Source organism: Limosilactobacillus reuteri (assembly GCF_002254085.1).
Lineage (GTDB): Bacteria > Bacillota > Bacilli > Lactobacillales > Lactobacillaceae > Limosilactobacillus > Limosilactobacillus reuteri_K.
This window is the reverse complement of record NZ_NGPY01000014.1, coordinates 1-24,094: the sequence shown is the minus strand read 5'-3', so window position 1 is coordinate 24,094 and position 24,094 is coordinate 1. Positions and strand designations below refer to the sequence as shown.

General features: G+C 39.4%; 19 protein-coding genes. 1 reads left to right on the top strand and 18 read right to left on the bottom strand.

Annotated elements, in window-relative coordinates:
* Positions 1-293: 293 nt before the first annotated feature.
* The 5 genes from lepA to hrcA all read right to left on the bottom strand — a co-directional run bounded on the left by lepA (position 294) and on the right by hrcA (position 7,068).
* Positions 294-2,129: a translation elongation factor 4 gene (gene lepA, locus CBG10_RS03965; RefSeq protein ID WP_003665812.1), complete on the bottom strand. Its 1,836-nt coding sequence runs from the start codon at positions 2,127-2,129 to the stop codon at positions 294-296.
* A 131-nt stretch (positions 2,130-2,260) separates the two neighbouring features.
* On the bottom strand, positions 2,261-3,412 hold the full coding sequence (gene dnaJ, locus CBG10_RS03960; protein WP_003665811.1) for a molecular chaperone DnaJ: 1,152 nt from the start codon (positions 3,410-3,412) through the stop codon (positions 2,261-2,263).
* 128 nt (positions 3,413-3,540) lie between these two features.
* Positions 3,541-5,406 carry a molecular chaperone DnaK gene (dnaK, locus tag CBG10_RS03955; protein ID WP_094511717.1) on the bottom strand — a complete coding sequence of 622 codons (1,866 nt, stop codon included), beginning with the start codon at positions 5,404-5,406 and terminating at the stop codon, positions 3,541-3,543.
* A gap of 24 nt (positions 5,407-5,430) precedes the next feature.
* On the bottom strand, positions 5,431-6,003 hold the full coding sequence (grpE, locus tag CBG10_RS03950; RefSeq protein WP_019252187.1) for a nucleotide exchange factor GrpE: 573 nt from the start codon (positions 6,001-6,003) through the stop codon (positions 5,431-5,433).
* 12 nt (positions 6,004-6,015) lie between these two features.
* The gene (gene hrcA, locus CBG10_RS03945) at positions 6,016-7,068 is read right to left on the bottom strand and encodes a heat-inducible transcriptional repressor HrcA (protein WP_035152843.1); all 1,053 of its coding nucleotides are present in this window, start codon (positions 7,066-7,068) and stop codon (positions 6,016-6,018) included.
* 120 nt (positions 7,069-7,188) lie between these two features.
* Between hrcA and CBG10_RS03940 the strand changes: the two genes are divergently transcribed.
* A complete protein-coding gene (locus CBG10_RS03940) occupies positions 7,189-7,560 on the top strand; it encodes a hypothetical protein (protein WP_003665804.1) in 372 nt (123 codons plus the stop codon).
* A gap of 60 nt (positions 7,561-7,620) precedes the next feature.
* Here CBG10_RS03940 and ribF read toward each other — a convergent pair whose 3' ends face one another.
* The 13 genes from ribF to CBG10_RS03875 form a co-directional block, all read right to left on the bottom strand.
* Positions 7,621-8,568 (bottom strand): riboflavin biosynthesis protein RibF, encoded by a 948-nt coding sequence (gene ribF / locus CBG10_RS03935; RefSeq protein ID WP_019251779.1) that lies wholly within the window; start codon positions 8,566-8,568, stop codon positions 7,621-7,623.
* A gap of 12 nt (positions 8,569-8,580) precedes the next feature.
* Positions 8,581-9,486, bottom strand: a complete 906-nt coding sequence (gene truB, locus CBG10_RS03930; RefSeq protein WP_019251780.1) for a tRNA pseudouridine(55) synthase TruB — start codon at positions 9,484-9,486, stop codon at positions 8,581-8,583.
* Positions 9,487-9,680: 194 nt separating this feature from the next.
* Positions 9,681-10,040 (bottom strand): 30S ribosome-binding factor RbfA, encoded by a 360-nt coding sequence (gene rbfA, locus CBG10_RS03925; RefSeq protein WP_003665800.1) that lies wholly within the window; start codon positions 10,038-10,040, stop codon positions 9,681-9,683.
* A 19-nt stretch (positions 10,041-10,059) separates the two neighbouring features.
* A complete protein-coding gene (gene infB / locus CBG10_RS03920; RefSeq protein WP_094511716.1) occupies positions 10,060-12,318 on the bottom strand; it encodes a translation initiation factor IF-2 in 2,259 nt (752 codons plus the stop codon).
* 13 nt (positions 12,319-12,331) lie between these two features.
* Positions 12,332-12,643 carry a L7Ae/L30e/S12e/Gadd45 family ribosomal protein gene (locus CBG10_RS03915; protein ID WP_003665798.1) on the bottom strand — a complete coding sequence of 104 codons (312 nt, stop codon included), beginning with the start codon at positions 12,641-12,643 and terminating at the stop codon, positions 12,332-12,334.
* Positions 12,630-12,932, bottom strand: a complete 303-nt coding sequence (gene rnpM / locus CBG10_RS03910; protein WP_019251782.1) for an RNase P modulator RnpM — start codon at positions 12,930-12,932, stop codon at positions 12,630-12,632. The genes CBG10_RS03915 and rnpM overlap by 14 nt, the downstream gene beginning before the upstream one ends.
* A 28-nt stretch (positions 12,933-12,960) precedes the next feature.
* On the bottom strand, positions 12,961-14,148 hold the full coding sequence (nusA, locus tag CBG10_RS03905; protein ID WP_019251783.1) for a transcription termination factor NusA: 1,188 nt from the start codon (positions 14,146-14,148) through the stop codon (positions 12,961-12,963).
* 20 nt (positions 14,149-14,168) lie between these two features.
* Entirely contained in the window at positions 14,169-14,642 is a 474-nt protein-coding gene (rimP, locus tag CBG10_RS03900; RefSeq protein WP_143452348.1) for a ribosome maturation factor RimP, read from the bottom strand.
* Between the two features lie 123 nt (positions 14,643-14,765).
* Positions 14,766-19,097 (bottom strand): PolC-type DNA polymerase III, encoded by a 4,332-nt coding sequence (locus CBG10_RS03895; protein ID WP_094511714.1) that lies wholly within the window; start codon positions 19,095-19,097, stop codon positions 14,766-14,768.
* A 75-nt stretch (positions 19,098-19,172) separates the two neighbouring features.
* The gene (locus CBG10_RS03890) at positions 19,173-20,906 is read right to left on the bottom strand and encodes a proline--tRNA ligase (protein WP_094511712.1); all 1,734 of its coding nucleotides are present in this window, start codon (positions 20,904-20,906) and stop codon (positions 19,173-19,175) included.
* Positions 20,907-20,933: 27 nt separating this feature from the next.
* Complete coding sequence (rseP, locus tag CBG10_RS03885) at positions 20,934-22,208, bottom strand: RIP metalloprotease RseP (protein WP_094511711.1); 1,275 nt, start codon at positions 22,206-22,208, stop codon at positions 20,934-20,936.
* Positions 22,209-22,230: 22 nt separating this feature from the next.
* Positions 22,231-23,016 (bottom strand): phosphatidate cytidylyltransferase, encoded by a 786-nt coding sequence (locus CBG10_RS03880; protein ID WP_094508691.1) that lies wholly within the window; start codon positions 23,014-23,016, stop codon positions 22,231-22,233.
* A gap of 19 nt (positions 23,017-23,035) precedes the next feature.
* A complete protein-coding gene (locus tag CBG10_RS03875; protein ID WP_094511710.1) occupies positions 23,036-23,815 on the bottom strand; it encodes an isoprenyl transferase in 780 nt (259 codons plus the stop codon).
* Between the last annotated feature and the right edge of the window lie 279 nt (positions 23,816-24,094).

The following is a 24,094-nucleotide window of genomic DNA, read 5'->3' as shown; positions in this document are numbered from 1 at the left end:
CGATCCTCTTTTTAGTTTAAAAACAAAAAATCTAATATTGGTATAGGAAGTGATATTTCTATATCAACATCAAATACTTACGTCCATCTTTCAACCGAGTCCAAGAAAGAAACAGCTAATCTTTTTGACCAAGTATTTCAAAATTTATCATAACAAAAAGGGATCAGTACCTCTATTTTTTAGAGAATACTGATCCTTAATTTTTACCACATTTTAAGCTCGCGTGGTAAAAATTACTAGTTTTGTATATTTTTTGTTTTATACAAAGCCAATAAACGCCTTTACATCAACGTTTACTTCTCGTCCAATTGCTCATCGGTCTTCAAAACGGCCATAAAGGCGGCCTGAGGAATATCAACTTTTCCGACAGCCTTCATCCGTTTCTTTCCGCGTTTCTGCTTATCTAATAATTTAGCACGCCGGTCTGGATCCCCAGTATGAATACGGGCAGTAACATCTTTCCGGTAGGCTTTAATATTAGTCCGTGCAATAATCTTTGAACCGATTGCAGCTTGAATTGGAATTTCAAAGTTTTGCCGTGGAATGATCTTCTTTAATTTAGCAGTAATTTCCCGACCACGTTCTGCTGCAAAATCACGGTGAGCAATAAAGCTTAATGCATCCACCTTATCGCCATTAAGCAAGATGTCAATCTTAACCAAATTACTTGGCCGGTAGCCATCAATTTCATAATCTAAGGAAGCATATCCCCGTGTAGAACTCTTTAACTTATCAAAGAAGTCAAAAATAATTTCTGACAACGGAATATGATAAATAACATTTACCCGGGTATCACTTAGATATTCCATCGTATCAAAGTCTCCCCGCTTCCGTTGGCAAAGTTCCATTACTGGGCCAACATAATCATTGGGTACCATGATTGAAGCACGGACATATGGTTCCTTAATCGCTTTAATAGAAGATGCATCTGGCATTTCAGCCGGATTTTCCACTTCCTTTGTTGTCCCATCTGCTAATTCAACATGGTAAGTAACAGATGGTGCAGTCGTGATTAAATCAAGATTAAATTCACGTTCAAGTCGTTCTTGAATAACATCCATGTGAAGTAATCCTAAGAAACCACAACGGAATCCAAATCCCAATGCTTGCGATGATTCCGGTTCAAAAGTTAATGCTGCATCATTAAGTTGAAGCTTTTCCAACGCATCACGTAAATCATTAAACTTAGCATTATCGGTTGGATAGAGTCCAGCATATACCATTGGCGTCATTTGCCGATAACCTTCTAGTGGCTTATCTGTAGGATTATCCGCACTCGTAACCGTATCACCGACCCGGGTATCTTTAATATCTTTAATTGCCGCAGTGATGTAACCTACATCCCCGGCCATTAATACATCACGTGCCAATGGTTTAGGAGAGTTAATCCCTACTTCAGCAACTTCATATTCGGTACCACCGTTCATTAATTTAATTCGGTCACCTTTTTTAACCGTACCTTCAACAACCCGGACACTAAGAACCACTCCCCGATAATCATCATATTTTGAATCAAAGATAAGAGCTTTTAAAGGCGCAGTTAAATCTCCTGTTGGTGCTGGAACATCTTTAACGATTTTTTCTAGGACTTCATCAACGCCCATTCCAGTTTTCGCACTAATATCAACTGCTTCATCAGTATCTAAACCAATTTCATCTTCAATCTGCTTCTTAGTACCCTCAGGATCAGCAGAAGGTAAATCGATCTTATTAATAACAGGTAAAATTTCAAGGTCATTGTCAAGCGCTAAAAAGACGTTAGCAAGGGTCTGTGCTTCTACTCCTTGCGTTGCATCGACTACTAAGACGGCACCTTCACAGGCAGCAAGAGACCGTGATACTTCATAAGAAAAATCGACGTGGCCTGGTGTATCGATTAAATGGAAAATGTAATCTTCACCGTCTTTAGCATGATATGTCAAGGCAACAGCATTTAATTTGATTGTAATGCCTCGTTCTCGTTCTAGAGGCATATCATCAAGAATCTGGTTTTTCATTTCACGTTTGCTAATTGAATCAGTCATTTCTAAGATACGATCAGCAAGCGTTGATTTTCCATGGTCAATGTGGGCAACAATCGAGAAATTCCGAATGTGTTTTTGCCGCTCTTTCATTTCTTCTAGGTTCATTTAAAAAGACTCACTTTCAACGAATATTCTTTATCTAGTATACCAAATCATCGTTTAGAATGGGAAACCTTCTACTAGATATACAAAAAGCAGGAAAAAATATTAAGCTTTTCCTGCTTTATAAAAACTATTTACTTATCCTCAAAGGCATCCCGTAACTTATCAAGAACCGTCTTCTTAACACCCTTAACATCTTCACCGCTAGCAGCCGCAAAAGCTAACATTGCTTCACGCTGACGTTTGTTAAGGCTCTTAGGCGTCTTAACATGGACAGTAACATGTTCATCCCCGTTACCATTACCGTTAAGGTGTGGAACACCCTTGCCACGCAAGCGGAAATTAGTTTCTGATTGTGTTCCAGCAGGAATTTTAAGGTTGACATCACCATGAACCGTTTTAACTTTTACTTCGTCTCCCAAGGCTGCTTGAGCGAACGAAATATCACGATCAACGTAAATTGTTGAACCGTCACGACGGAATTCTCGACTTGGTGTTACTCGGAAGACAATATACAAATCTCCGGCTGGTCCACCGTTCTCACCAGCGTCCCCTTGATGTTGGAGTCGCATTTGTTGACCATCATCAACACCAGCAGGTACCTTCACTTCTAGCTCATGACGTTCGTGAACATGTCCTGCCCCATGGCAAGTATCACAACGATCCTCTGGCTTAATAATCTTTCCAGTTCCATTACATTCTGGACAAGTGGTTTGAGTTTGCATATTGCCTAGTGGTGTTTGACGAACACTCGTAATCACTCCGGCACCATGACACCGTGGACAAGTTATTGGCGATTTACCAGGCTTTGCTCCAGTTCCATGACAAGTCTTACATTCTGCATCACGGTCATACTTGATAGTAGTTGTTTTACCAAAGACCGCATCCATAAAATCAAGAGTCATTGCATATTGCAAATCACGCCCTTGACGTGGGGCTGTTGGGTCCCGACGAGTACGACCGCCGCCACCAAAAAATTGACTAAAGATGTCGTCAAAGCCGCCACCAAAGTTAGAATAAGCTTGACCACCACCAAAGCCGCCGAAGCCTTGACCACCAGCACCTTGTGGACCAGCCGAACCAAATTGATCATATTGAGCACGTTTTTGACTATCACTTAATGTCTCATATGCTTCATTAATCTTCTTAAACTTTTCTTCTGCACCAGGCTCGTGGTTAACATCTGGGTGGTATTTTGCCGCAAGCCGACGATATGCACGCTTGATGTCTTTTTCGGATGCATCCTTAGAGACACCTAAAATGTCATAATAATCTTGTTCTGCCATATAATAAATACCTCATTACTTTATTGCTTGTTTAGTTATACCACAGCCAGCAAACGAAAGTAAAAGCCAAAGTCCTTTTTTCTGGCCTTTGGCTTTTACACTAACATTTTAAGACTGTTTACCGTAGGCTATTTCTTGTCGTCTGGTGTAACGTCCTTAAAATCACCATCAACAGTATTGTCATCATTACCGTTGTCATTACCATTTTGTTGGTTATCACCAGGTTGACCATTAGCAGCGCCACCTTGTGCACCTTGAGCTTGTTGGTAAAGCTTTACGCTAAGGTCTTGAATAACTTTATTCAAAGCATCCTTCTTAGCTTTCATTTCATCAAGGTTGCCGCTTTCTTTAGCCTTCTTTAATTCGTCACGAGCACTTTCAGCCTTCTTGATATCATCTTCAGGAACTTTACCCTTAACTTCCTTCAAAGTCTTATCAACTTGGAAGAGTTCTTGGTCAACTTCATTCTTTAAGTCAACTTCTTCCTTCTTCTTCTTGTCGGCTTCAGCATGCTCTTCAGCATCCTTCTTCATCCGTTCAATTTCTTCATCACTTAAGCCGGAGTTAGACTTGATAGTGATGTTTTGCTTCTTGTGAGTTCCTTGATCTTCAGCAGAAACATTAACAATACCGTTCTTATCGATATCAAATGTAACTTTGATTTGAGGAACACCACGGGGAGCAGCAGGAATATCAGTTAGTTGGAAGTTACCTAAAGTCTTATTATCTGCTGCCATTGGACGTTCACCTTGAAGAACGTGAATGTCAACAGCTGGTTGGTTATCAGCAGCAGTTGAGAAGATTTGGCTCTTTGAAGTAGGAATAGTTGTGTTCCGGTCAATCAACTTAGTGAAGACACCACCCATGGTTTCAATACCAAGTGAAAGTGGAGTAACATCAAGTAATACGACATCCTTAACATCACCAGTAAGAACCCCACCTTGAATAGCTGCACCAAGAGCAACGGCTTCGTCAGGATTAATTGAGTGGTTAGGTTCCTTACCAGTTAATTCCTTAACCATTTCTTGAACGGCAGGAATACGAGTAGATCCACCATTTAAGATAACTTCATCAATGTCATCAAAAGTAAGATCAGCATCTTTCAAAGCATTCAATACTGGTTGCTTTGTCCGTTCAACTAAGTCATTAGTTAATTGGTTAAATTGTGCCCGACTTAATGTCTTTTCCAAGTGTAATGGGCCATTTTCGCTGGCTGAAATAAATGGTAAGCTGATTTGCGCTTCTTGAACACCTGACAAGTCCTTCTTAGCCTTTTCAGCAGCATCCTTCAAACGTTGAAGAGCCATCTTATCTTGAGAAAGATCAACACCATGCTCTTCCTTAAAGCCATCAATTAACCAATCCATAATCTTTTGGTCAAAGTCATCCCCACCTAAATGAGTATCACCATTAGTAGAGAGAACTTGGAAGACACCGTCACCTAATTCAAGGATGGAAACATCGAATGTACCACCACCAAGGTCATAAACAAGGATCTTTTCATCTTTGTCCTTCTTGTCAAGACCGTACGCTAGTGATGAAGCAGTAGGTTCGTTAATAATCCGCTTAACATCAAGACCCGCAATTTTACCGGCATCCTTAGTAGCTTGACGTTGAGCATCATTGAAGTATGCAGGAACAGTAATAACTGCTTGAGTAACGGTATCACCAATGTAGTCTTCAGCATATTTCTTAAGGTATTGCAAAATCATTGCTGAAATTTCTTGTGGAGTATATTTCTTGCCATCAACTTCAACAGTGTATCCTGCTTCACCCATGTGACTCTTAATTGATGAAATAGTGTTAGGATTAGTAATTGCTTGACGCTTTGCTACTTCCCCAACTTGAGTTTCACCATTCTTAAATGAAACAACAGATGGTGTTGTCCGACTTCCTTCTGGGTTGGTGATAATTTTAGGTTCATTACCTTCCATAACAGCAACCGCAGAGTTAGTAGTACCTAAATCAATACCAATAATCTTATTACTTGCCATAATTTATTTCCTTCTCTCACAAATTTATTGAGCTACAACAACCATTGCTGGGCGTAATACCCGGTCTTTGAGTTGATATCCTGCTTGAAGAACATTAACAACAGTTTCAGGTTTCTGACCTTCTTCGACCGGAACAGTTTGAACTGCCTGGTGAAGAGTAGGATCAAATGTTTCACCATCAGCTTTGATTTCAGTGATGCCATGGTCATTTAATGCCTTGACAAGGTGATCATGGACCATTTGAATACCCTTTTTAAGTTGTTTACCATTATCGTCTACAACCTCAATTGCTAATGCCCGCTTAAGGTTGTCAAGCACGGGTAAAATTGACTTTGCTAAATCCTGACCATCATATTTGAGGATTTGAGCCCGTTCTTTATTAAAACGATTAGTCATATTTTGTATTTCTGCTTCTGCTCGCAAATATTTATCATCTTTGTCTGCGAGCTGCTTCTTTAAGTCAGCGATCTCTTCTTTTAATTTAGAAGTTTGATCATCTTTCTTATCTGAAGCCTCTTTTTTTATATCTCTTTTAGGTGCCTTTTCATTTTCAGGCGCAGTTTGTTTTTGTTGATCTTCTTGTTTTTCCTTGGCCAATTAACTCGCCTCCTATGAATCATAATAGTGACGGTAGAAATCTAATAGTCGTTTTGCTAATTCTTGACGAAAGGCATTTACAATTCCAATCGTCCGTGAATAAGGCATCCTTGTTGGACCAAGAACTGCAATAATTCCTCGTCCATATTGTTCAACATTATAACTTGCAGTAATTAAGCTATAATCCTCAAGAAGCTTATTCTTAGAGATTTCTTGACCGATTTTAACATTAACTCCATTATCCGAGGTAAGTGTCGAATCCAAGATATTTGATAAGTTGTCATTCTTATCTAACAAGCCATATAATGATTGGATTGCGTGGGGATCATGAGTACTTGCAAAATCTAGTAAGTTCAATCGACCACCAACGAAAAACCGCTCACGGGCTGCTTGAGATAAGACATTATCAAAAATATCAAGGAAGCCATCGGGACTATGCATATAATGCAGAACCTGAAGTGGAATATCATCCTTCAGTCGCTTTACCACCTCTGATAGTGGCAAGCCAACTAATTGATCATTAATCATTCTAATTACTGCCTGCATTGCATCTGTGTCAATGTCAGGTGGCAAAGTGAACGACTGATTTTCAACCTCACCGCTATCGGTAACCAAGATCGCAATAACCTTATGATTTCCTAGCGGTACAACTCGAAAGCCACTCAAACGAACACTTTCTTGCTCAGGCTTTAATGTAAAAGCAGTATATGAAGTTAAGTTTGATAAGATATCTGCAGAGTGTGAAATAATCTCGTCAATCTTTTGAAAACCGGATCCAAGTGAATTTTGAATCACTACCAAGTCATTATCAGTAACTGCTTGTGGATCAAGCAAATTATCAACATAATAACGGTAACCTCGTTTCGATGGAATCCGGCCTGATGAAGAGTGCTCTTTTAAGATCAAATCATTGTCCTCTAAAACCGCCATCTCATTACGGACAGTTGCTGAACTGACCTTAAAAGGCAACTTTTCTGCTAAATGTTTTGATCCAACCGGTTGACCAGTTGATGTGTATTGACGTACAATCGCTTGCAGAATCTTTTTCTGTCGTTGTGTTAGCATTGTATATCACTTCCCCTTTTAGCACTCATTAGGGTCAAGTGCTAAACACACTGTATAATATACCAATTACTACCCTAAAAGTCAAGAAACGTCAAACAATTTTTTAAAGGAGCTTTATTCATGAAACATAAAGAACATCGCTATATTCAACCCCAGAATACTCAAGAAGCAATGTTATTAATTCAGAAGTTATTTAATAAATACCGTAATGCCCCCCTAACGAATGAACTATTAGAATACCATAACAACCTAATCTATCGCTTGCAGTCAGATATTAAAGACGAAGCAATTAAGGAGAAAAATCCTAATCAACTTAAGGCACTTGCTTCAATGACCGAAATTATGCGTAACTGGACAGCAGTACGCTTAAACGGCCAGCCTTTTAACGGGAAAATGCGGCATTTCAAATTAGTAACTGATGGCGGATTCAAATTTGAACGAAACATTCATAAGATTAACCAGACTACCAGTCATCGTGGAAGTCGGCATTAAAAAAGAGGTTTGATGAATCTTGGCGGCGCAAATGCCACAAAAGATCAATCCAAACCTCTTTTATTTATATTTTTCTAAAATACGACGGGAATTTTGTTCGTCTTGTTTCATCTGTGCAACTAATGCATCCGCTCCCGTGAACTTTTCTTCGCCACGAAGGTACTGATACCAACGAACAACTACTTCCTCGCCATACACCATTTGTTGAAAATCAAATAAGTTAATTTCAACAGTTAATTGATTAGCATCCCCAAATGTTATGTTGTGTCCAACACTTGCCATCCCGTCATACCATTTCTTACCGAGTTTAACTTTGACAGCATAGACCCCAATCCCCGGAATTCGCTCCTCTTCCGGATGCTCAACATTGATCGTAGGAAAACCAAGCGTTCGTCCACGAGCTAAGCCATGAACTACTAAGCCAGTTGTTTGATAAGGATACCCTAACGCCTGGTTGGCTGCTTCCACATTACCAGTATCGATTAATTTCCGAATTTCTCGAGAACCGACCTTTTCTTGACTTCCATTCTCAGTAAATTTGGGCACAGTTATAACTTCAAACCGTCCCGCTGCATACTTAGGAAGCAATTTCATTGATGCAATATCTTCTTTTCCATAAGTATGATCAAACCCTGCTACGACCGTTTGAGCATGAAAACCTACCAAATACTCATCAACAAATTGCTGAGGAGAAAGGCTTGCAAATGACGAGGTAAAGCTTATTAAATAAACCCGATCGACATCAAGGTCATTTAATAATTCGAGCTTTCTATTGACCGTTGATAAATATTTAAAGCCACCCTTATATTGACGATAAACAATTCCAGGAGCATGATCATATGTCAAAACGACTAACGGCAATCCTTTTTCACGGGCAATTTCGCGGGCACATTTGATTACTGCCTGATGTCCCCGATGAACACCATCAAAAAAACCCATTGCAAGTACAATTGGCCCCGCAGGAATTAGTCTTTTTTCCAAAGGATGGTGAATTTTTATAACTTGCAACTCCTACACTCCTCAATTAACTGCAAACATTTTAGTTGGCTTATACATTTTATTTTTCGGATCAAAATGATACAGTGCTTTTACTTGTCCATCAAATGATAACACAATTTCCTTCTCGCTAGTATTAAGTTCACTTGGAGAAAGCCATCCCCCATTTTGAACCTTTTTCCATTGAGCCTCTTGAATCGTTAATTGCGGATAGTCCTTCAAAGCATAATCTAAAGGATACAAGTATTGCTGGAGAGTTTGGGTCGCAACAGCATCGCGAACGTCGTCTAAACTTAGAGTCTGATCAAGAGTAAAACCTCCACTCTTCAACCGCGTTAACAAACTCATTACTCCTGGATACCCTAGTTTACGTGCAAGGTCAACAACAAGCGTCCGAATATAAGTACCCTTACTACATTCAACATTAAAGCGGATTCGTTGTTGTTTATTTTTCTCATCATACTTTGAGCTCAGTAATTCAAATTTACTAATAGTCACTTGCCGTTTGGGCCGTTCAACAGTTTCACCAGCTCTTGCATATTCATAAAGCTTTTTTCCATTTACTTTTACCGCCGAGTACATCGGTGGGATTTGTACTATTGTCCCCGTCAATGAATTCATGGCTGCTAATATTTCACTAGTGGGAATTTCATCTGTAACTACTTTTTCTTCAATTTTGTCTCCATCAAGGTCTTGGGTAGTAGTCGCAAACCCAATTAAAAGCTCACCTTGATATTGCTTTCCTGATTGCATCAAATAATCAACAACCTTGGTAGCATTTCCAACACAAATTGGCAAAACACCCGCTACACCTGGATCAAGTGTTCCTGAATGACCAATCTTTTTAGTTTTTAAAATTTGTCGTAGTCGACTAACACAGGCAAAACTAGTCATCCCACGTTCTTTATATAAGGGTATTATTCCATCCATCGTTATTCCTCCAAGGGGCTATGATATAAGTCAAGTTACTTTCACAAAAGACAAATAGTGCAGTACAACAATGGCCTCCATCGCTCGAACCGAACGTTGGAGGCCTATATTGTTGCTTGCGGGGGCTCCCAGAGGCTAGCTTCGCGTAGAAAAACGAAGTCACAAGTAGCTTCTGTCTCGCTCCCTTTTGCTAATTATTTTTCTTTTTTGTGTAAGTCGTTAATGAGTTGATCAATTCGACTACCGTAAGCAACTGATGGGTCTCTTACAAATTTAATTTCTGGAGTCTTAAAAATATTAAGACGGGCGCCTAATTCACTCCGAATTAACCCAGTCGCCTTATCTAATCCAGCCTGTGCCTTCTCCGCATCAGAAGCAAGATCTGACAAAATACTGTAATAGATAGTTGCTTGCTGGAGATCACCAGTAACATCCACACCCGTAATTGTAACGTTTTGTACACGTGGATCACGAACACGTTTTAACAAGATTTCGTCAACATCTTTTTGAATTTCTTGAGCTAAACGATCTACTCGATATTGTTTACTTGGCATCTTTATCTCTCCTCAGCTTTTACTTAACTGGAACTTCTTTCATCTTGTAGGCTTCAATAACATCCATTTCCTTAATGTCATTGTAGTTTTCAATTGTCAAACCACATTCATAACCCTGCTTAACTTCTTTGACATCATCTTTGAAGCGCTTAAGACTACCTAATTCACCTTCGTAAATAACAACGCCATCACGAACTAAACGAACCTTTGCATCACGAGTGATCTTGCCAGATGTAACCATTCCCCCGGCAATTGTACCAATCTTCGATGCCTTATAGATTTGACGAACTTCTACTTGACCAATTGTTTCTTCCTTGTATACCGGTTCAAGCATCCCCTTCATCGCATCTTCAACTTCTTCAATTGCATCGTAAATGACACGGTGAAGACGGATATCAATACTATTAGAATCAGCCAATGTCTTAGCTACGGCAGTTGGACGGACATTAAAGCCAATGATAACCGCATTAGATGCTTCAGCTAAGGTAACATCACTTTGATTAATGGCACCAACGGCTTGGTGAATAATATCAACACGAACACCGTCAACTTTAATCTTTTGAAGACTTTGACTTAAAGCTTCAACCGATCCCTGAACATCGGCTTTAATAATAATTGGTAAGGTCTTCATTTGACCCTTCTTCATAGTAGCAAAAAGGTTGTCTAATGTAACGTGAGAAGTCTTTTGACGTTCCTTATCCATGGCACGTTTAGCCCGTTCTTCACCTGCTGCACGGGCAGTCTTTTCATCATCAAAGACAACAAACCGGTCCCCAGCTTCTGGTACTTCATTTAGTCCAGTAATCTCAACAGGAGTAGATGGGGTGGCTTCTTTAATCCGACGGCCATTTTCATTTGTCATTGTCCGCACACGACCAAATGTGTTACCAACAACAATTGGGTCCCCGACATGAAGAGTACCTTGTTGCACTAAAACAGTAGCAACTGATCCCCGACCTTGATCAAGACGGGCTTCAACAACTGATCCAGCCGCATTTTGATCTGGATTAGCCTTCAATTCCAGCATTTCAGCTTGAAGTAGAATCATATCAAGTAATTCATCAAGATTCTTACCAAATTTGGCAGAAATCTTAACAAAGATTGTATCTCCACCCCAGTCTTCAGGAATTAAATTGTACTTTGCTAATTCTTCAGTTACACGATCTGGATTTGCACCTGGTTTATCAATCTTGTTAACTGCAACAATGATTGGTGTCTGGGCAGCTTGCGCGTGGTGAATAGCTTCAACTGTCTGAGGCATAACCCCATCATCAGCTGCAACAACGAGGACCGTGATATCAGTAATATTAGCTCCTCGGGCACGCATTTCAGTAAAGGCAGCGTGTCCTGGCGTATCAAGGAACGTAATTAATTGATCATTATAATGAACTTGATAAGCACCAATTTCCTGGGTAATTCCTCCCGCTTCATGTTCAGTAACATTAGAGTGACGTAACTTATCAAGTAAGGTTGTCTTACCATGATCAACGTGTCCCATAACGGTAACAACAGCAGGCCGCGTTACTTGGTGTTCAGTATTATTTTGTTCATCTTCAAACATCTTATCAATGTCTGAAACGTCAACTTGAACCTTTTCCTTAGCCTCAATCCCGTAATCAGTTGCTAATAATTCAATTGTATCCTTATCAAGTGACTGATTTTGGTTGATCATTACACCAAGCATAAATAATTTTTTAACGATTTCTGCTGGTGAGCGGTGTAAGATCTTTCCTAAGTCTTGGGCATTCATTCCATCAGTATATTCTAATACTTCTGGAAGCGGCTTATCTTTTCGTTGGGTTGGTTGCTTATGAGCTACCTCACGTAACCGCTTATTCTTATTATGTTTCTTATTCTTCTTGTTTTTCTTAGTAAAGCGTTTGCCATTCCGACCTTGATCGTTATTCAAGCTGCCGCCAAACCGACCACCGTTGTTTTGGTGTTGATTATGATCTTTTTGTCCATTATTTTGCCGGTTATTGTTTTTCTTTTGTGAACGTTCATTTTGTGCTTTATCATGATCGTGGTGTTGATTATGATTTTGTGCTTGATGGTTATTTTGTTTATTATGACCATCATTTTTCTTTACTGGTTGGTGTTGATTATTAGTTGTTTTTTGTCCACCCTTTGCAAGTTGACGTAATTGTTGCGCTTGATCTGGGGTAACAGAAGACATGTGACTTTTAACTCCCATTCCTTGCCGATTGGCCATATTAACTAAGTCTTTGCTAGGCATTTTTAATTCCTTAGCTAATTCATAAATTCGTTCTTTGGCCATATGCTCACACTCCTTATCTCATAGTTAGTAGTTCCTCAAACTTTCTTGCAAAACCTGATTGCATTACACAAAAAACTGTTCGTGCTTGCCCTGTTGCCTGGCTAAGCTGTTCTCTAGTGAAATCGGTTGAAAAAGGAATGCCATAAAATTTACATTTATCAGTAATCTTTTTTGCACTAGCTTTTCCAGCATCTGAAGCTAGGAATACAAACTTTGCCTTTTTAGTTTGAATATTTTTTAAGACAATCTCTTCCCCACTTTGAAGTTGCCGGGCGCGCCGAGCGATTCCAAGGAGGTTTAAGACCTGTTCTTTATTTTTGATCATTACCAAATAACTCTTGTCGTGCCTGTAGGTGGTCTGCATACTTGATTAATTCATCATAAAATGATTCATCAAGTTGAAGATGAAAAGCCTTTTCAAAAGTTTTTTCTTTCTTGGCCCGCTTTGCAATATCTACATCTACTGCAACATATGCTCCACGACCAGGCTTCTTACCAGTTGGGTCTAAGGATACTTCATTTTCCTTATTCTTAACTACCCGAATTAATTGCCGTTTAGGCATCATTTCACCGGTAACAATGTCTTTACGCATCGGTATTTTTCTCTTTTTCATTATTTTCACCCCGCTGCTTAATTTTTAGTTATTCTTCGTTATTGTCAATATTTTCTTCTGAATCAGCTACTTCTTCAGATTCTTGATCATTTTCAGCCATTTCAGATTCAGACTTGATATCAATCTTGTACTTAGTCAAACGAGCAGCGAGACGAGCATTTTGTCCCCGCTTACCGATGGCTAAAGATAATTGATTATCTGGAACAACGACAGTACATGAACGTTCTGTTTGTCCTTCAGTCGTTTCTTCACCTTCACTCTCCTCAGTTTCGCTTGCTGGCTTGTCTTCGTTAAAGATTACATCAAGTACTTCTGCTGGGTTCAAGGCATTAGCGATAAACTTAGCGGGATCCTTAACGTACTCTACAATATCCATATTCTCGCCATCAAGTTCATTAACGATTGCTTGGACACGAGAACCTCGTGGACCAACACAAGTACCAACTGGATCAACATTAGGATCATTTGAGTATACTGCAACCTTAGCACGATCGCCTGCTTCACGAGCAATATTTTCGATTAAGACAGTTCCATCTTTAATTTCAGGCACTTCTCGTTCAAATAATCGCTTCAAAAGTTCTGGAGCAGTCCGGCTAACAAAAATTTGTGGGCCCCGACGATCGTCATTTACTTTCGTTACATATACTTGAATCCGATCATGGACGTGGTAGTGCTCATTCGGCATCTTATCTCTAAATCCCATGGCACCTTCTACACCATCTCCTAAATCAACATATGTGAAACGCTTATCTTCTCGTGAAACTTCACCAGTGATAATCTCGTTTTCATAAGTCTTGTACTTATCGTAAATAATTTTCCGTTCTTCTTCACGGAGACGTTGCATTACCACTTGTTTAGCAGTTTGGGCAGCAATCCGACCAAAATCACGTGGAGTAACTTCTTCGCGAATTTCATCGCCAATATCATAACCTTGACCATGAGGAAGCTTGCGAGCATCTGCCAAGCTCATAAATTCGTTGCTATCTGCTTCGACTGCTTCTTCATCATCAGTAATTGTTTTTACAGCGTAGACTTTAATATTACCAGTTAATGAATTGAATTCTACTTCAACATTCTTATCGCCATAGTTTTGCTTGTAGGCTGATTCAAGTGCTTGTTCTAACGCTTCAATAACAATCTCTTTCTTGATACCCTTTTCTTTTTCAAGATAATCAAGGGCGCCAATCATTTCAGTGTTAATTTTTGGCTTACTCACCTTTCGACACTCCTTTAATACTAGAATTTAATTGCTAATCGGGCTTGGGCAATTTTCTGACGATCAATCGTAATTTGCCGATGACGAGTCTTATCTAAATAATCCAATGTAATTTCCTTATCAGATAATTGCATTAATGTACCCTCATAAATCTTTTGACCATTAATCTGTTGGTAAAGAGAGATGTGAATGTAATGGTCAATTGCTCGTTGATAATCTTCCTCTTTCTTTAGTGGGCGTTCAGCACCTGGTGAGGAAACCTCTAAAAAGTAAGCCTGTGGAATTGGATCAGGTTCAACATTATCTAATGCTTCACTTAATTCGTCACTGACAAGTGCGCAATCTTCTAGCGTAATCCCACCGTCTTTATCAATATAAACGCGGAGGTACCAGCTTTTACCTTCTTTTACAAATTCTAAGTCATATAAGTAAAAATCATGGTCCTGTAAAATCGGCGTTACAAGATCTGTTACAGTTTCTACAACACTGCTCAAACGTGTCACCTCCATTATTTGCAATAAAAAGAGCGAGCATCTCTGCTCACTCCCACGAGTTATTTACCACAATCTATTATAGCATGTAACATGGCCACTGGCAAGCAATGAAGCATGTTTTCGTTAAAACAAGCTAAGCTGATTTTCATCAGGCAACTTATCTAATACGTGATTATCCGTTAAGAAGTCAATTAGCGTTTGCGAAACCTTTCCGCGCTCTGCTAAATCTTCTTTAGAAAGGAATGGTCGTTCTTCACGTGCGGCAACAATTTGTTTAGCAACGTTTAGCCCTAATCCAGGAACTGCCCGGAATGGTGCAATTAATGAATCACCATCAATCAACCAATCGGAGGCATCTGATTTTTCAATATCAACCATCTTAAATTTAAATCCCCGTTCCAGCATCTCATTAGCTAGTTCAAGAATTGTTAAGAGATTCTTCTCTTTTGCACTGGCATCATTTCCCTTATCATTGATTTCTTTCATCCGTTGCTTAACCGCATCTTTACCATGAGACATCGCTACTACATCAAAGTCATCTGCTCGCACAGAGAAGAATGCACAATAATAAACTAACGGGAAGTAAACCTTAAAGTAAGCAATTCGTAGGGCCATCAAAACATAAGCAGCCGCGTGCGCCCGTGGGAACATGTACTTAATCTTCAAACATGAGTCCATGTACCATTGGGGAACATTAGCTTCATGCATTTTTTCCTGCCACTCGTCTGGAATTCCGCGTCCTTTCCGTACATGTTCCATAATTTGGAAAGAAATTTCTGAGTCCATTCCATAGTGGATTAAGTCGGTCATGATGTTATCACGGCAACCAATCACATTAGCGATAGTGGCAATTCCCTGTTTGATTAGTTCCTGGGCATTATCTAGCCACACCCCAGTCCCATGTGAAAGACCTGAAATTTGTAATAATTGGGAGTAATTTTTCGGATGAGTATCCTCCAGCATCCCCCGGACAAATCGCGTCCCGAATTCTGGTAATCCTAGTGTACCAGTTTTACTTTGAATTTGTTCTTCAGTTACTCCTAATACCTTAGGACTAGAGAATAAGGCCATCACCCCTGGATCATCCATTGGAATCGACTGAGGATCAATTCCTGATAAATCTTGCAAGGCACGAATCATCGTTGGGTCATCATGTCCCAAAATATCCATTTTAAGAATATTATCGTGAATCGAGTGGAAATCAAAGTGGGTTGTTTCCCAGGCAGCTGTTTGGTCATCAGCAGGATACTGAACGGGTGTAAAGTCATAAATGTCCATATCATCAGGGACGATAATAATCCCTGCTGGGTGCTGACCAGTAGTTCGCTTAACACCAGTAGCTCCCTTTGCTAAGCGATCCTCTTCTGCCTTTCTAAATTCCTTTTCTGTATCTCGTTCGTAAGCCTTCACATACCCATATGCTGTCTTATCGGCAACCGTACCAATCGTCCCGGCACGGAATACGTTCTTTTCACCGAACAAGACTTTCATATAGTTATGGGCAATTGGCTGGTAGTCACCAGAGAAGTTTAAATCAATATCCGGCACCTTATTACCCTTAAACCCAAGGAAGGTTTGGAATGGAATATCATGACCGTCTTTTACCATTAACGTGCCACACTTTGGACATTTTTTATCTGGTAAATCGAAACCTGAACTATATTCCCCTTGCGTATAGAAGTGAGTAAATTGACAGTTTGGGCAGCGATAATGTGGTGGCAAGGGGTTAACTTCTGTAATTCCCGAAAGCGTTGCAACTACACTTGAGCCAACTGATCCCCGTGAACCTACTAAGTATCCATCTTTGTTAGACTTAGCTACTAGTCGTTGAGCAATTAAATAGTGAACAGAGAAACCGTTCTTAACAATACTGTTTAACTCTAATTCAATCCGGTCTTGCACTAGTTGTGGCAAAGGATCACCATACCATTTTCTAGCGGTATTCCATGTCCGATCTTGAATTTCCTGTTCGGCCCCCTTCATATGTGGCGGATAAAGTTTATCTTTTACTGGCCGAATATTGTCATCGATCTCGGCGGCAATCTTATTACTATTCTCCACAACTAATTCATGAGCCTTTTCTTCACCGAGAAAAGCAAATTCATTTAACATTTCATCAGTCGTTCTAAAGTGAACTTCTGGACGCTCAGTTCGATTTAACGGGTTTGCGCCACCTTGCGAATTAATCAGGATCTTACGGTAAATGCCATCATGTGGATCAAGGTAATGAACATCCCCAGTAGCAACCACTGTTTTTTCCAGTTCATCCCCTAGTTTGACTATATTTTTGAGGATATCTTCGAGGTGGTCTTCATCTGCAATCACGTGTTGTTCAAGCAACGGTGCATAGTTTGGCTTGGGTTGAACTTCAATAAAATCATAGTAGCGCGCCTTTTCTAGTGCTTGATCGTAACCTTTCTCCATCATCGCGGTAAATACTTCCCCCGATGAACAAGCAGTTCCCAAAAGCAGTCCTTCACGATATTTCGTCAGTACTGTCCGCGGGATTCGCGGTACTCGGTAAAAATATTCAACGTTTGATAGCGATACTAACTTAAATAAGTTTTTCAAACCAGCCTGGGTCTGCGCAAAAATCGTTACATGAAAAGGCCGAGCATGACGGTAAGCATTATTTTCTTCCATATGCTTGTTTAAATCATCCACATACTTCACATCATAACGGGCTTCAGCATCTTTTAGGAACTTATAAAGTAAGTGTCCTGTAGCTTCCGAATCATAATTAGCACGGTGGTGGTGTTCCAACGCAACTTTGAACTTTTTACTAAGCGTGTTTAATCGATAACCTCGCATGTCAGGATATAAGAATCGCGCCAGTGGTAATGTATCGATTACCGGTTCCGCGATTTTTCCCATTTGATGACGTTCATAGCCAGTATTCATAAAGCCCATATCAAATGAAACGTTATGACCAGCAATAATACAGCCCTTACAAAAGTCCTTGAACATCTGAAAAACTTCTTCTTCAGTTTTAGAACCTTGAACCATTTCAGTGGTGATACTAGTTAAATTAGTTGTTTGTTCTGATAATGGGAAACCAGGATCGATGAATTCATCAAAACGTTCTAAGACATTCCCATCTTGCATTTTAACTGCAGATAATTCAATTACCTTATCGTAAATTGCTGATAACCCTGTCGTTTCCACGTCAAAAATGACATAGGTCTGATGAGCAAGTTCTTCATGATTCTCGTTATATACCAATGGAATTCCATCATCAACAACATTAGCTTCCATTCCATATAGCATTTTAATGCCCGTTTTTTGGGCCACGCTAAATGCTTCTGGGAACGCCTGGACATTTCCATGATCGGTTACCGCAATTGCTGGATGTCCCCACTTATGAGCACGAGTTGCAAGCTCAGTAATCGAATTAGTGGCATCCATCTGACTCATTGTTGTATGCGTATGAAGTTCAACTCGTTTATCATCTTGAGGAGCTTTATCCTGACGCGCTGTATGAGTTACTTCATTAACATCATAAGCCGTGATTACTAAGTCTCGCATCCAGGTATCTTCTTGTACAGGTCCACGAACTTTCAACCACATTCCTGCTTTGATATTGGCAAATTGTGCTTCTTCATCACTGTTACGTGAGAATTTCTTGACAGCAAAAGAAGAAGTATAGTCCGTAATTTCAAACGTTAATAATTGACGACCTGAGCGTAGTTCGCGAATTTCTGCATTAAATACATATCCTTCAACAACTACGGACCGTTCTTCACCCTCAATGTCTTTCATTTGAATAACATTCTGCTTACTATCAATCATTCGGCCAAGTTGGACTGGACCATCGGCAGGTGCGACTGGTGCACTTTTCTTTGCTGTCTTCTTTGCGGCCTCATTTTTCTTGATACGGGCAGCCGCCTTGGCAGCAAGCGCAGCATCCGCCTTCTCGTGTTTAGCCTTTAATTCTTCAATTTTTGCTTGCGAAGCTGACTGGTCAACAAACGGATGAATCCTAAATTTAGGAAAACCTAGCTCTTGGTATGATTTTTCAATCTTATCTAATGCTTTCTGCGCTAGTAAGTCTTTAATTACCTCATTTTCGACAACCAGCGTTACACGGCCATCCTTAACTTCGGGTGCTGTTTGTAAGCAAGCTTGTTGAAGCAATGGTGTATCACTAATTACTTTATTAATGATGAACTGCCAATAATTAGCTATCTGTGATTCATCAAGTTCTGTCATGGGAGTACTAATCTTTAAACTAACTTTAGCAATATCTTTGAACCCGAGTTGTAAGCTCTGATTGAACTGTGTAAATAGGTCATACGGCAAAGCTTTATTAAAGATTAAGTGAAACTCCCACTGCCGAGACTTTTTATGAACAATAACTGATTGAACTGCGGCATTTCTGAATGCAGAATTGTCTTTTTCCGGAAAGTGAATTTGTTCTAATAGTTTTCCAAATAATTCTTGGCGACTTAATCCCACGTTCTAATCCTCCTACTTAAAAATGTGGTGCGAGTAACGTTACCTATCTTAACATCGCAGCCACATTAGTTTAAATTATTTGTTTTTTTCTTCGTTCAATTGCTTGAGTAAAATCCCCACCGTATTTACTAATTCTTCCTGTTTAACTTCAACAGTTTCACCAGTTTTACGGATCTTAATTTCAACGATACCATCTTGAGCTTTCTTACCCACAGTAACTCGAATTGGAATACCAATCAAGTCTGAATCAGCAAATTTAACCCCTGCTCGTTCTTTCCGGTCATCTACCAATACCTCATAACCAGCTTCAGTTAATTGTTGATCAATCTTATCAGCCATGGCCATTTGGTCTTCTTTCTTGGCATTAACCGGAATTACGTGAACATCAAATGGAGCGATGCTATCAGGCCAGACAAGACCATTTTCATCAGCATTTTGTTCTGCAACAGCTGACAATAGACGGGTTACACCAATACCGTAACTTCCCATGATTACGTCTGTCAAACGACCATTGCTATCAAGAACTTGGGCACCAAGCTTGCTTGAGTAATGAGTACCTAACTTAAAGATATGACCAATTTCAATTCCGGGAGTAAATTTAAGTGGTTTACCATCAGGAGCAATCTCGCCTTCTTTAACATTCCGGAAGTCACCAAATTGATCAACGCGGAAGTCACGGTCAATATTAGCATTAATATAATGGTAACCATCTTCATTGGCACCACATGCCATGTTAACTAAGACCTTAACGTAATTATCAGCAAGAATCTTAACTTCTTCACCTACTCCTACAGGTCCAAGTGATCCTGGATGAGCATTGAGGTACTTTTCGGCATCTTCTTCTGTCGCTAATTCAAGTTCTTCACAATCAATAGCATTCGTTACTTTTGCTTCATTAACTTCATCGTCACCACGCATCAATACTAAGACTGGTTGGTATTCATCTTCACTCATTTTAGCAATGTAAAGCATGGATTTGATAACTTGATTAGGATCAAGATCTAAACTTTCCGCAGCTTCATCCACCGTATGAGCACCTGGAGTAGCCTTTTTCTCAATTGGTGCAGGAGCAGCTGTTTGTTGTACACCAACAAATTTGCTTTCAGCTTTCTCAATATTGGCAGCATAATCACCATCAGTATAAGCGATTATGTCTTCCCCTACTTCAGCAGGTGCAGAAAATTCTTGTGAGTTCTTACCACCCATTGTTCCCGAATCTGCGAGAATAACTTTATAGTTTAAACCAATCCGATCAAAAATATTCCGGTAGGCCTTTGCTTGATTATTGTAGGCTTCATCTAATCCTTCTTGATCCGCTGAGAAAGAGTAACCGTCAAGCATTTCAAATTCTTTCCCACGAAGAATTCCATAACGAGGGCGATCTTCATCACGGAACTTATCTTGTAATTGATAAACTACTAACGGAAGCTTCTTGTAAGACTTAATACTATCGCGCAAAACTTCAGTAAAAGTTTCTTCATGAGTTGGGCCTAAAATAAAGTCACGGTCACGCCGATCTTTAAGTTTGAAAAGATTATCACCATAGCTTTCGTAACGACCAGATTCCTTCCACAAATCAGCTGGAAGAAGTCCCGGCATAAGCATTTCAACCGCTCCGGCCTTATCCATTTCATCACGAATAATATTTTCTACTTTGCGAATAACCCGGTAAGCTAATGGTAAATATGACCATACCCCCGCAGATACTTGGTAAATGTATCCGGCACGAATCATCATCTTATGACTTAAGGCTTCTGCATCACTTGGGGCCTCTTTTTTTGTTGGAATTAATACCTTTGACTGTTTCATTAAAAAATATACTCCTTTGTTTTTTAATTACCGAATAAAATATCTTTGAATATCGTTCCATGTTACTAGAACCATAAGTGTTAGTAAGATTAGGAAACCAATCATTGTGATAATTCCCTCAGCCTTTTCAGGAATTGGTCGCCGAATGATCGCTTCAACAATATTCAATAACAATTTCCCGCCATCCAATGCTGGAATTGGTAATAAGTTAACAATTCCTAAGTTGATTGATAAGAGGGCTAAGAAATTTAAAACTCCATTGATTCCCAATGAGGTGGCTTGCGATGTCCCAGCATAAATTGCTACCGGTCCACCAAGGTCATTTAAGCTAAATCCATGAGTAACCATGTGACCAAGAACACTGAAAATTAATGTTCCCGCTTGGATAAATTGCTGCCAGCCAAACTTCAATCGAGCAGCTAAACTCTTTTCTTGCTTTTCAACAATTCCAATTTGCCCAACTTTTTGATGACCTCGTTCAACTGCTTTTGGTGTTAACTTAGTATGAAATGCCTTGTTACCACGCTCATACGTTATTGACACTGTCTTATTAGGCCTATTTGAAATGTTAGTTGAAAGGTCAGTCCAATTATTGATCTTTTGGTTGTTAACCTTAACAATCCGATCGTTTGCTTTTAAGCCCGCTTTGGCAGCTACGGAACCTGTATTAACTTGCCCTAACTGATTGCTATTAGTTGGTACGCCCGTTAAGGTGAAACCAAGGATAATAAATACTACTAAGGACAAAATAAAATTATTCATTGGACCAGCAAAATTAGTCATCATCCGTGCAGGAAGACTTGCTGAACGAAATTGCACATCACGTGGAGCAATCTGTACCTCGGTTCCGTCTCGTTCAATAATCATTGCATCATGGTCAACACTATATACCTTTAGCTGATCTTCGTCCCCATTGACATATCCTTTTATCCATAAGCCATCTTCTAAATCACAAGCAACTAATTGAAGAGGAATCCCCTGAAATAAGGTTGTTTTATCACTAGCATTAATACTAATAACTTTATCTTGATCATTTAGTTGAATCGTTAGGGGAGTACCTGGCTTTAATTCATCTTGGTCCTCATCATCAGCACCAGCTAAACGAACATAACCACCGAGGGGCAAAATTCGAATAGTATAGGTAGTACCATTTTTTCGTTTCCACCAAATTTTTGGACCCATTCCTATTGAAAATTCACGAACCAGAATTCCTGCTCGTTTAGCAAAATAATAATGACCATATTCATGAACAAGGACAAGGATTCCAAAAACAATAATAAATGTAATAATTGTTATTATCAAAAAATCTCTTCCTTACGTTTGATTAAATGATCCCTAATAAATGAAGCATTGGCATAACAATCAGCATACTATCAAACCGATCTAAAATTCCGCCATGGCCTGGAAGAATTTTTCCCGAATCCTTTACACCATAGTAGCGTTTTAATGATGATTCGATTAAGTCACCAAATTGACCGAAGATTGAAAGAATCAAAGTAACGAATATCATTGTTACCCAACCTGCACCAACAGGGATAAAGTAGCAATAAATAGCTAAAATAATAACAGCGGCTAATGTACCACCAATTGAACCTTCCCAAGTTTTATTAGGACTAATCTTAGGAGCGAGTTTATTTTTACCAATTTTTCGGCCAATTAAATATGCTCCACTATCTGTAATCCAAACGATTAACATTCCATATAATAGCGTTTGAAAATTGATTGCCCGAGCAGCAATAAAATAGCGAAATCCCATTCCGATATAGAGCATTGCTAATGTTAAAACCCCGGCGTCGTCGAAAGTAAAGCGTTGTTTTCGAATAACTGTATGTAATAGAAGTAAAACAACTAAAATATAGAAGCCGAACCATCGAGTTGCAACGCTAGGTAAGAAGTCAAGCCAACTATCCGGTAATATTAATAAAGCAACCCCCAGATAACTAATCAAAGCTTCAAATGAAATTACAAACATTTTTTTCATTACCAATACTTCTGACATTGCAACGATTCCTAATGCAACGGCTGCAATTGTTAATGGCCAATGACCATATATAATAAGCGGTATAAAGATTGCAAGTGCAATTACCGCGGTCGTTATTCTTGTTTTCAAAACAAAATCCCCTTATTATTTATTGATTTTTTAATCCACCGAACCGCCGATGACGTCCTTGATAGGTAATTATTGCTGATCGCAATGAATCTTCATCAAAGTCCGGCCAGTGCTCTGGAACAAACTCCAATTCACTGTAAGCAATTTGCCACAGCATAAAGTTACTAATTCGCTCTTCGCCACTTGTTCTGATTAACAGATCAGGGTCTGCAAATTGACCTAGTTGTGCTGACATTAAGTACTTACCAAATGCTGCTTCATTAATATCCGCGATTACCAAGTTCCCATTTTGAACGTCTTCCGCAATCTTTTTAGCAGTCTGAGTGATCTCATCTCGACTCCCATAGTTCAAAGCAAAGTTGAGAATCATTCCTGTACAGTGGGCTGTATCAGCCATTGCATCTTTAACAGCTTTTTGCGTAGCTTCAGGTAGTTGCGTAATATCTCCCATCACTGTCACCTTAACATTATGTTTGACAAGATCTGGAACAAATGTTGAGAAGAAGCGGACAGGCAACTGCATTAAATAACTTACCTCTGAAGAAGGACGTTTCCAGTTTTCGGTTGAAAAAGCATATAATGATAAGACTTTTACACCTAATTCACTGGCAGCAATTGTAATCTTTTTTACCGTTTGCATTCCCTGCTTATGGCCAGCGACCCGTGGAAGGTGCCGTTTCTGCGCCCACCGGCCATTACCATCCATAATAATTGCAATATGTTTAGGAATACGATCCATATCAAGTTGCTGATTTATTTCATCATGTTTACTTTTGGAAAACACTAATTGTTCCTCCATTTTTATCATGTACTTAGGATTAATTACAGACATTTATTAAAAGTTCACGTCTGCCAATTAATTATAGCTTTTATTATACCAGAGGCAAATTTCGATTTGTCAATCCGTAATAAATTGTTACATAGTTTTATCATAACAATTCAATTTCAGCCAATCGAGTAGGAGATAATTGATTATTTCAATTATCGACCTCTCACACCACCGTACGTACGGTTCCGTATACGGCGGTTCGACAACTTAATCACATTGAATTGACTGGAGCGTCTTGGACATATTCAT

What these genes read in the sequence shown, in the direction of transcription:
- lepA (WP_003665812.1), bottom strand. Translation starts at nt 2,129, where the DNA reads ATGAACCTAGAAGAAATGAAAGAGCGGCAAAAACACATTCGGAATTTC.
- hrcA (WP_035152843.1), bottom strand. Translation starts at nt 7,068, where the DNA reads ATGCTAACACAACGACAGAAAAAGATTCTGCAAGCGATTGTACGTCAA.
- dnaK (WP_094511717.1), bottom strand. Translation starts at nt 5,406, where the DNA reads ATGGCAAGTAATAAGATTATTGGTATTGATTTAGGTACTACTAACTCT.
- infB (WP_094511716.1), bottom strand. Translation starts at nt 12,318, where the DNA reads ATGGCCAAAGAACGAATTTATGAATTAGCTAAGGAATTAAAAATGCCT.
- dnaJ (WP_003665811.1), bottom strand. Translation starts at nt 3,412, where the DNA reads ATGGCAGAACAAGATTATTATGACATTTTAGGTGTCTCTAAGGATGCA.
- rbfA (WP_003665800.1), bottom strand. Translation starts at nt 10,040, where the DNA reads ATGCCAAGTAAACAATATCGAGTAGATCGTTTAGCTCAAGAAATTCAA.
- rnpM (WP_019251782.1), bottom strand. Translation starts at nt 12,932, where the DNA reads ATGAAAAAGAGAAAAATACCGATGCGTAAAGACATTGTTACCGGTGAA.
- CBG10_RS03890 (WP_094511712.1), bottom strand. Translation starts at nt 20,906, where the DNA reads ATGAAACAGTCAAAGGTATTAATTCCAACAAAAAAAGAGGCCCCAAGT.
- CBG10_RS03875 (WP_094511710.1), bottom strand. Translation starts at nt 23,815, where the DNA reads ATGGAGGAACAATTAGTGTTTTCCAAAAGTAAACATGATGAAATAAAT.
- CBG10_RS03915 (WP_003665798.1), bottom strand. Translation starts at nt 12,643, where the DNA reads ATGATCAAAAATAAAGAACAGGTCTTAAACCTCCTTGGAATCGCTCGG.
- CBG10_RS03940 (WP_003665804.1), top strand. Translation starts at nt 7,189, where the DNA reads ATGAAACATAAAGAACATCGCTATATTCAACCCCAGAATACTCAAGAA.
- truB (WP_019251780.1), bottom strand. Translation starts at nt 9,486, where the DNA reads ATGGATGGAATAATACCCTTATATAAAGAACGTGGGATGACTAGTTTT.